The following is a 9,713-nucleotide window of genomic DNA, read 5'->3' on the forward strand; positions in this document are numbered from 1 at the left end:
CGAAGCGGCCGGACCGAAGGACTTCACGCACATGACGAGTTTCCCGACTGCGTTGCATCACCGAATTCGCGAACTGGCGCGCCGCGCGCCCGACGCGCCCGCGCTCGCCGCGCCTTTCCAGAACGACCTGCGCCTGTCGCGCGGCGCGCTCGACGCGCGTGCGTCGCACCTTGCCCGCCAGCTGCGCGCGGCCGGGGTCGGCGCGGAAGTGCGGGTGGGCGTCTGCGTCGAACGCTCGTGCGAGCTGTTCGTCGCGCTGCTTGCCGTGCTGAAAGCGGGCGGCGTATTCGTGCCGCTCGATCCGCGTCATCCGGCCGCGCGTCTGGACTGGATCGTCCGCGATGCGCAACTGCGCCACGGGATCGTCGATGTGGCCGGCCGCGCGGCGCTCGGCACGCCGTTCGAACACGCGTTCGACGCGATGTCCGTGGAGGCAGGTGCCGCCGCCTTCGTCGACGACGAGGACGTGCCGGTGCATCCGCGCTCGGCGGCCTACATGATCTACACGTCGGGATCGACCGGCACGCCGAAGGCGGTGGTCGTCGAGCACGGGCCGCTCGCCGCGCATTGCGACGCGCTCGCGGCCGCGCTGCCGATCGAGGGCGGCGACCGCCTGCTGCATTTCGCGTCGGTCAATTTCGATGCCGCGCACGAATGCTGGCTCGCGCCGCTCGCGGTCGGCGCGAGCGTGACGATTGCGCCGCCGCAGCCGTTCACTCCGGACGCCGCCCATGCGCTGATGGTGAGTGAATCCGTCAGCGTCGCCGCGTTTCCGCCCGCATATCTGCGCGAATTCGCGGCCGTCGCCGCGCGCGACGGCGTGCCGCCGGCGTTGCGCGTGCTCGCGTTCGGCGGCGAAGCGCTGCCGCAACAGGCATTCGAATTCGTGCGCCGCACGTTCCCGTCGGTTCGCCTGATCAACGGTTACGGGCCGACCGAGGCCGTGATCTCCCCGATGCTGTGGCCGGTCGAGCCGGGCGAAATGCCGGTGCTGGCCGATGACGATGCGTATGCATCGCTGCCGATCGGTCGCGCGATCGGCCCGCGCGTCGCGCGCATCGATGGCGACGAGGGCGGCGAACTGCTGCTCGGCGGCGTATGCCTCGCGCGCGGCTATCACGGCCGCCCGGCGTTGACGGCCGAACGCTTCATTCCCGATACGCACGGCGAACCCGGGGCCCGCGTGTACCGAACCGGCGACCTCGCACGCCAGCGCGCCGACGGCGCGTTCGATTATCTCGGCCGCCTCGATGACCAGGTCCAGGTGCGCGGCGTGCGTGTGGAGCCCGCGGAAATCGCCGCGTGCCTGCGTGCGCACCCGGCGGTGGCCGACGCGGCCGTGATCGCCGAAACCGGCAACGGGCCGACGCGGCTGATCGCGTGCGTCGCGCTGCGCGCGGCCGCCGACGATGCGACGCTGAAGGCGCACGTGGGCGCGCTGTTGCCCGCCGCGTGGCAGCCGCACCGTTTCGTGCGCTGCGACGCGCTGCCGTATACGCTGAACGGCAAGATCGACCGTGCCGCGCTACGCGAGTGCATCGCCGGCCTCCGCGACACCGAACAACCCGCAGGCGACGAGCCACGCACGCCGACGGAGCAGCAGATCGCGGGCCTCTGGCAAACACTGCTCGGCCTCGACGCGACGCCGACGCGCGATGACCGCTTCTTCGTGCTGGGCGCCGATTCGCTCGCCGCGATGCAACTGCAGGCCGCGATCCGCGCCGCGTTGCGCGTGAACCTGCGGCTCGACACGCTGTTCGCCGATCCGGCGCTGGCTGAGCTTGCTGCGCACGTCGATCGCGCGGAACGCGAAACGGGCGAGCCGCTGGCCGCGATTGCCACACGCCGCGCGCCGGCCGATGCCGCTGCGTCGGGCGCCCCGTACGTCGATCGCGCCGCATCGCTCGCACAGCAGCGCTTCTGGGTGCTCGCGCAAACGCGCGACGCGAGCGCCGCGTATCACATCGCCGCGCACTGGACGATCGACGGCGCGCTCGACCACGCCGCACTGCAGCGCGCGCTCGATCACGTGATCGAGCGGCACGATGCATGGCGCACGACGCTCGTCGACAACGACGACGGCATCGTGATGCAGCGCATCCATGCGCATCTGCCCGTTACGATCGAGACGCTCGACCTGCGCGGTCAACCGCTGGCCACCCGCGACGCGCAAGCCGCGCGCATCGCCGAGCGCGACGCAGGCATGCCGTTCGATCTGTCGGACGGGCCGCTGCTGCGCGCGACGCTCGTCGCGCTCGCCGACGATCGCCACCGGCTGCTCCTGACCGCGCACCATGCGATCACCGACGGCTGGAGCTCGCGCTGCGCATTCGACGAGCTGTCGGCCGCGTACCGCGCGTTTGCGGAAGGCCGCGAACCGTCGTTGCCGGCACTGCCGATCCAGTACGCCGACTATGCGGACTGGCAGCGCGACATGCTTGTCGGCGGCGAAGGCGAGCGTCAGCTCGACTACTGGCGCGGTGCATTGCGCGACGTGCCGGGCCCGCTTGCGCTGCCGGTCGATCGCCAGCCGGGCGCGACGCGCACGCTGCAGGGCGCGCGTGTGTCGGTCCGCCTGCCCGACGCGGTCGCTGCCGACATCCGGCGTCTCGCGCGCGACGCGCAGGCAACGGTCTTCACGGTGCTGCTGGCCGCACTCGACGCATGGCTGTCGCGCCTGACAGGCGAGACCGACGTGGTCGTCGCGGTGCCGGTCGCGCATCGCCAGCGCCCGGAAACGCGCGCGCTGCTCGGGCTGTTCCTGAATACGGTCGCGCTGCGTGTGCGGGTGGCGCCGACGCTGCCGTTCCGCGCGCTGGTCGACGCGGCACGCACGGCGGCGCTCGATGCGGTTGCGCACCAGGACGTGCCGTTCGAGCGCGTCGTCGATGCGGTGAAGCCGCCCGTCAAGCGCGGCGACGAATGGCTGCGCGTGAAGTTCGCGCAGCAGTTCGATGCACGGCACGACAGCGTGCTGCCGGGCGCGACCGCGGTTGCGACGCCGGGGCCCGATCTCGCCGCGCGCTTCGACTTCGCACTGGATTTCACCGACGACGCGCACGGAATCGAACTGGTCGCCGCCTATGCAACCGACTGCATCGATGCCGACACCGCGCGCGCGTGGCTGGACAGCTATGCGGCGCTCGTCGCGTGCGCTGCAAATGAACCGCACCGCACGACGGCCGCGCTGCCGTGCGATGCCTCTCCGGCGTCGCGCCTGCCGCGCGACGGCCGTGCGCTGAACGTCGAGCACGCCGACATCGTCGCCGCCTTCGCGCGGCAGGCTGCCGCTTATCCGCATCGCGGCGCGCTCGTCGATGCGTCGGCGTCGCTGACGTTCGCCGAACTCGACGACGCGTCGAACCGCATCGCGCATGCGCTGAAGCTGCGCGGCGCGGCGGCCGAAGCACCCGTCATCGTCTGCATCGAGCGCTCGGCCCGCTTCGTCGTCGGCCTGCTCGGCGCACTGAAGGCCGGCGCGCTGGCCGTGCTGCTCGACCCGGCCCAGCCGGCCGCACGGATCGCGGCCGCAGCCGCCGATTGCGGCGCGCGCTGGGCCCTCGTCGCGCAGGGCCGGGATGTGGCCGCGTGGCCGGCCGGCAGCGCAGCACAGCCGCTCGACGTCGACACACTCGCGCAAGACGTGACGCTCGCGCATGCGGGCGACGTACGCGTCGCGCCGCATCCCGAGCAGGGCGCCTATCTGATCTATACGTCGGGTTCGACCGGCACGCCGAAGGGCGTCGTCGTGTCGCACGGCGCACTGGCCGATTACGTGCAGGGGATGCTCGACGAGCTCGCGTTCGCACCGGACGCGTCGTTCGCGATGGTGTCGACCGTCGCCGCCGACCTCGGCCACACGACGCTGTTCGGCGCGCTGTGCGCAGGCCGCACGCTGCACCTGCTGCCGGCCGCGTGCGCGTTCGATCCGGACCTGTTCGCGGACGAGATGCGCCGCCGCGACGTCGGCGTGCTGAAGATCGTGCCGAGCCATCTGCAGGCGCTGCTCGATGCGCGCGTGCCGGCCGACGTGCTGCCGCGCCACGCACTCGTGACCGGCGGCGAAACGCTGACGTGGGCACTCGTCGCGCGCCTGGCCGCGCTCGCACCGGCCTGCCGCGTGATCAACCATTACGGGCCGACCGAAGCGACCGTCGGCGCGATCGCGTGCGACACCGCGTCGATCGGCGCCGATGCGCGCGACCCCGCGAGCGCCGTGCCGCTCGGCCGGCCGCTGCCGAATGCGCGCGCGCTGGTGCTTGACGCGTTCGGCGCGTGCGTGCCGGCCGGTGCAACGGGCGAGCTGTATCTGGGCGGGCCGGGCGTGGCGCGCGGCTACCTGAACCGGCCGGCGCAGACCGCCGAGCGCTTCGTGCCCGATCCGTTCACGCCCGGTGCGCGCCTGTATCGCACCGGCGACCGCGTGCGCCTGCGCGCGGACGGCCGTCTCGCATTCCTCGGCCGCATCGACGACCAGGTGAAGCTTCGCGGCTATCGCGTCGAACCGGGCGAAGTGAGTGCGGCCGTGCGCGCGGCCGGCCCGGTCGCGCAAGCCGAGACGCTCGCGATCGAGCACGACGGCCGCCTGCGGCTCGCGACGTTCGTCGTGATGCGCGACGGCGCGGCATTCGACGAGGACGCCATGCGCGCGGCACTCGGCGCGACGCTGCCCGACTACATGGTGCCCGCGCAGTTCGTCGCGCTCGCGCGCCTGCCGGTGACCGCGAACGGCAAGATCGATCGTGCGGCGCTGCGCGAACTGGCCGCGGCGCCGGTGGCGGTTGCCGCCGGCGCCGCGCCGCAGGGCCCGGTCGAAACAGCGCTCGCCGAAGTCTGGCAGGCGGTGCTGAAGGTGCCGCACGTCGGCCGCGACGACAACTTCTTCGAGCTCGGCGGCGATTCGATTCTGGTGCTGCAGGTGATCGCACGCGCCCGCAAGCGCGGCGTGCGCTTCACGCCGAAGCAGCTGTTCGACGGCCCGACGGTCGCGGAACTCGCGCGCATCGCGAAAACCGAGGACGTCGCCGCTGCAGCGCCGGCAACGATATCGTCCGCGCCGGCTCAGGCCGCAACGGCTACCGCGGCGACGATCCTGACGCCCGCGCAGCAGCGCTTCTTCGCGCTCGACGTGCCGCATCCGGGCCACTGGAACCAGTCGGTCGCGTTCGACGTGCGCGATCCGTTCGACGCTGATGCATTCGCGCGCGCGTTCGACGCGCTGCTCACGCATCACGACGCCTTCCGCCAGCGCTTTGCACACGGGGCGGATGGCCACTGGCACGCGCGCGATGCAGCGAAACCGTACGACGCACTCCCGTTCGTCGAGGTCGTCGCGCAAGGCGAAGCCGACGCGCTGGCGCGCTTCGACGCCTTACAGTGCCGCCTCGATCTCGGCCGCGGGCCGCTCGCGTGCGCATGTGCGGCGCGGTTGCCGGACGGTGCGACACAGCTGTATCTGGCGATTCATCACGCGATCGTCGACGGCGTGTCGTGGCGCATCCTGCTCGACGATCTGGACGCCGCGTATCGCGCCGCACGCGAACGCACGCCGGTTCGCCTGTCGCCGCCGGGCTTGCGTGCGGATGCCTGGGCCGCACGCCTCGCGCGGGCCGCGACGGAACCGGCATCGCCGTTCGCCGCGGAAACGGCTTACTGGGCCGGCATGGCGCAGGGCGACGACCTCGTGCCCGATCATCCCGACGCACCGGCGACGAACGCCGACGCGGCCGTCGTCGTGCAGACGATCGACGCGGCGCTGACCCGCGCCGCGCTGACCGACGCGCACGCGGCGTATCGCACGCAGACGATCGAACTGCTGGGCGCGGCGCTCGCACTGGCGCTGGCCGGTGCCGACGGCGCCGCGTCGTGCCGCGTCGAATTCGAGGGGCACGGCCGCGAGGCGTTGTTCGATGATGCGGACGCGAGTCGCACGATCGGCTGGCTGACGAGCCACTATCCGGTCACGCTGCCGGTCGAAGCCACCGCGCGCGACACGCTGTGCGCGGTCAAGGACACGCTGCGCGCGGTGCCGCACAAGGGGCTCGGCTTCGGCGTGCTCGCGCACTACGGCGACGCGGCGACGCGTGCGGCGCTGGCCGCCGTGCCGCGTCCGCGCGTCACGTTCAACTATCTCGGCCAGTTCGACGCGCCGCGCGACGCGACGCTCGTGCCGCGCTTCGGCGGCACCGGCATCGAGCGTGACCCGCAAGGGCCGCTCGGCAACACGCTCGCGATTCACGCATACCTCGATACCGACCGCGACGGCACACGCACGCTGAAGGTTCACTGGGTATACGGCACGCCGCAGTTCGAGCGCGCGACGATCGATGCATTCGCGGATCGCTTTGCCGCCGCGCTGCGCGAACTCGCCGACGCATGCGCATCGCGTGTCGCGCATCGCGGCGGCGGTGCGACGCCGGGCGATTTCCCGCTCGCGCGGGCCGCCGGCCTCACGCAGGCCGCGATCGAGCGCGCGCCGCTCGACTGGCGCACGATCGACGACGTGTATCCGCTGTCGCCGATGCAGCAGGGGATCCTGTTCCATGCGCTGTTCGCGCCGGGTCATGCAAGCTACGTGAACCAGCTCGTCGCGACCGCGACGGCGCTCGATGCCGACCGGCTCGTGGCCGCATTCGCCGCATCCATCGCACGCCACGATATCCTGCGCACCAGCGTGATGCCCGACGAGGCCGCACCGCTGCAATGCGTGCATCGCCACGCGCGGATGCCGGTCGAAGAGCTCGACTGGCGCACGCGCGGCGACGCGCTGGACACCGATTTCGACGCGTGGCTCGCGGCCGACCGCGAACGCGGCTTCGACTGGCGCGAGCCGCCGCTGATGCGGCTCACGCTGATCCGCGTGACGGACGACGCGTGGCGCGTCGTGTGGACGCGCCACCACGTGCTGCTCGACGGGTGGAGCACGGCGCGCCTGCTCGGCGACGTGCTGCGAGACTATCGTGACCCCGACGCGATGTCGCCGTTCGAGCGCCGCCCGGCGCTGCGCTTTCGCGACTTCATCGCGTGGCTCGGCACGCGCGACCGCGAAGCCGACGAGCGGTTCTGGACCGGGCGGCTCGCGCGTCTCGACGCACCGACGCTGATTGCCGAGCGCGTGGCCGACCGCGCGGATGCCGACATGGTCACGTGGCGCGCGACGATCGACGCGGCGGCGACGACGCGTGTCGCGCAAACGGCGCGCGCGCTGAAGCTGACCGTCAACACGCTGGTGCAGGGCGCCTGGGCGCTCGCGCTGCAGCGCATGACGCACCAGCCCGCCGTCGCGTTCGGCGCGACCGTCGCGGGCCGTCCCGATGCGCTCGCGGACGTCGACACGGTGCTCGGCCTCTTCATCAACACGCTGCCCGTCATCACGGCACCCGCGCCGCAACAACGCGCAGCCGACTGGCTGCAAGCGCTGCAACGCGAAAACGCGGCTGCCGCCGAGCATGCGCATACGCCGCTCGCCGACATCCAGCGCTGGGCACGCGGCGCCGGCGGCGCACTGTTCGACACGCTGGTCGTGTTCGAGAACTATCCCGTCGACGAGGCGGTGCGCGACGCCGATTCGCGCGCACTCACACTGAGCGGCGTGCGCAGCATCGAGTCGACCGATTTCGCGCTGACGCTCGTGATCGAGAGCGGCGCCGAACTGACGATCGACTACGGCTACGACACCGCACGCGTCGACGCGCATCAGGTCGAGCGCTGGCACCGCGCGTTCGCTTGTGCGCTCGATGCGCTGGCCCGCACGCCGGACGCGCTGCTCGGCACGCTGTCGATCGCCGACGACGCGACGCGCGACGCACTCGCGCGCGCGCAGGACACCGCGCGGACGTGGCCGGATGCGCAACGGCAGCCGCTGCATCTGCAATTCGCGGCCGCCGCACGGGCAACGCCCGACGCGATCGCGCTCGAATACGCGGATGTCCACGGTGGCGTGCAGCGCGCGACCTATCGCGAGCTCGACCTGAAGACGACACGCGTCGCCGCCGCATTGCGCAGGCGCGGCGTGCGGCCCGACACGCCGGTTGCGCTGTGCGTCGAGCGTTCGTTCGACATGGTGACGGCGCTCGTCGGCGTGCTGAAGGCCGGCGCCGCGTACTTGCCGGTCGATCCCGACTATCCGGCCGAGCGCATCGCGTACCTGCTGCGCGACGCGCAGCCCGCGGTCGCGATCACGCAGGCGCATCTGCGCGAGCAGGTCGAGGCCGCGCTCGGCGACGAAGCGCCGACGCAACTGCTGACGGTGGCCGATCTGCTCGCGGACGAGGCGTGCGAGGTGGACGACGCCGCCGCCGACGTCGCAACCGACATCGACGACGCACGGCTCGCGTACCTGATCTATACGTCCGGCTCGACCGGCAAGCCGAAGGGCGCCGGCAACACGCACGGCGCGCTCGCGAACCGCATCGCGTGGATGCAGCACGCGTACCGGCTGACGCCCGACGACGTCGTGCTGCACAAGACGCCGTTCGGCTTCGACGTGTCGGTGTGGGAATTCGTGTGGCCGCTCGCGACCGGCGCGAAGCTCGCGATCGCCGCGCCCGGCGACCACCGCGATCCGGCCCGCCTCGCGGCCGCGATCCATGCGCACGGCGTGACGGTGCTGCACTTCGTGCCGTCGATGCTGGCCGCGTTCGCCGCATATCTCGACGATTTTTCGGCCGCCGCGCAATGCGACAGCGTGCGCCTGATCGTCGCGAGCGGTGAGGCGCTCGCGCCCGAACTCGTCGCGAAGGTCGCGCGCCTCGTGCCGAACGCGACGCTCGTGAACCTGTACGGGCCCACGGAAGCCGCGATCGACGTGTCGCACTGGACCTGCGGCCCCGACGACGCCAGCGCCGTCGCGGTGCCGATCGGCCATCCGATCGCGAACCTGCAACTGCACGTGCTCGACGCGGCCTGGCAGAGCGTGCCGGCCGGCGCGACCGGCGAACTGTATCTGGCGGGCGCGGGCCTCGCGCGTGGCTATCTCGGCCGCCCGGGGCTGACCGCCGAGCGTTTCGTGCCCGATCCGTTCGTGCCCGGCGCCCGCATGTATCGCACCGGCGACCTCGCGCGGCGTCGCGCCGACGGCGCGCTCGACTACCTCGGCCGCGTCGACATGCAGGTGAAGCTGCGCGGCCAGCGGATCGAGCCGGGCGAGATCGAGGCGCTGCTGCGCGCCGCGCCCGGCGTGCGCGACGCGGTCGTGATCGTGCGCGACGAGCAGCTGATCGGCTATGTCTCATGTGGCGACTCGGGGCCGCTCGACCGCGCCGCGTTACTGGATTCACTGCGCGCGCAGTTGCCGGCTTACATGGTGCCGTCGCAGCTGATCGAACTCGACGCGCTGCCGGTCACGCCGAACGGCAAGTGCGACCGCCATGCGTTGCCCGCGCCGGTGCGCGAGGCGATCGCGGCCGTCGAGCTCGCAACCGACACGCAGCGCGCGCTCGCAGCGATCTGGCAGCGCGTGCTGCACGTGGACGCGATCGGCCGCGACGACGATTTCTTCCTGCTCGGCGGCCACTCGCTGCTCGCGACGCAGGCCCATGCGCAGGCGAACCTGCACTGGGGCCTCGCGCTGCCGCTGCGCACGCTGTTCGACACCCGCACGCTTGCACGCTGCGCGGACGCGATCGACGCGGCCTGCGCGGCACGCGGCGAGACCGACGCGGCGAGCGCGATCGATGCGCTGCTCGGCGAACTGGAAGCCCAATAAGGATAAC

At 72.2% G+C, this 9,713-nt stretch carries 1 protein-coding gene; it reads left to right on the forward strand.

What is annotated here, in order from left to right:
- The first annotated feature begins 31 nt into the window (after window positions 1-31).
- Window positions 32-9,706, forward strand: a complete 9,675-nt coding sequence (locus LGM71_RS05265; protein WP_226114252.1) for a non-ribosomal peptide synthetase — start codon at window positions 32-34, stop codon at window positions 9,704-9,706.
- Window positions 9,707-9,713 lie beyond the last annotated feature (7 nt).

The sequence above is a fragment of the Burkholderia sp. AU33545 genome (assembly GCF_020419685.1).
GTDB lineage: Bacteria > Pseudomonadota > Gammaproteobacteria > Burkholderiales > Burkholderiaceae > Burkholderia > Burkholderia diffusa.